Genomic DNA, 672 nt, shown 5'->3' with positions numbered 1-672 from the left:
CTGACCAAACTTGCTGCTAAAGAAAAAAAGCTTTGGTTAAAAGAGAAACCCACTAAATTTACCGATAGCAAATTTGGTCAGACAAACAAAGTCTATCAGAGAAACGACCTGTTTGATCCTAACCAAAGGGTTAAATGGAGAGTAAATAAAAAAGACGTGTGGGGCACCAATATTGAGAGAATGAAAACAGGAAGAGCACCTATAGGTTTTGATGGTGAGCCTGTTGAGTTGCATCACCTAAAGCAAACCCCTGAGGGCCCCATAGCAGAAATTAGCAAGGAATTTCATAAAAAATATACTTCCGTGATTCATGCTAATCCAAAAACACATCAATCACTTATAGAGAGAAAAAAGTTTGATAAGCAGAGAGAGGAATATTGGGATAAACGTGGTAATGGGTATGGAGAACAAAAAAACAGTAATTTAGGAGGAATGATCGATATGAAATGGGGTATCATAGGGATAGATTTTAACGGATGGGGACAGGAGCATCGGCAATAATGCTCTACGGTTGATGAAAAGAGAAAAAACAGAGACTTATAAAATAATTTATGGAGAATAATTGATGAAAACCTATACCTTAGCTGATGTTGCAGTATTAATTGATAAAGTGAATAAATATGATGGTGATATTATTAATTTGGGTAGTGAAGATGATGAAGAGAATGAAAC

1 protein-coding gene and 1 pseudogene are annotated in these 672 nt (G+C 35.7%); both read left to right on the top strand.

Features of this window, described 5'->3' with window-relative positions; translation table 11 throughout:
* A partial coding sequence (locus MCO_RS09825; RefSeq protein ID WP_245256849.1) for an HNH/ENDO VII family nuclease occupies positions 1-501 on the top strand: 501 nt, incomplete at its 5' end.
* 64 nt (positions 502-565) lie between these two features.
* Positions 566-672, top strand: a pseudogene (locus tag MCO_RS11175) (SMI1/KNR4 family protein); the annotation flags it as partial.

The organism is Bartonella sp. DB5-6, from assembly GCF_000278115.1.
In the GTDB taxonomy this organism is placed as follows: Bacteria; Pseudomonadota; Alphaproteobacteria; order Rhizobiales; family Rhizobiaceae; genus Bartonella; species Bartonella refiksaydamii.
This window is presented reverse-complemented; position numbering and strand designations above follow the sequence as displayed.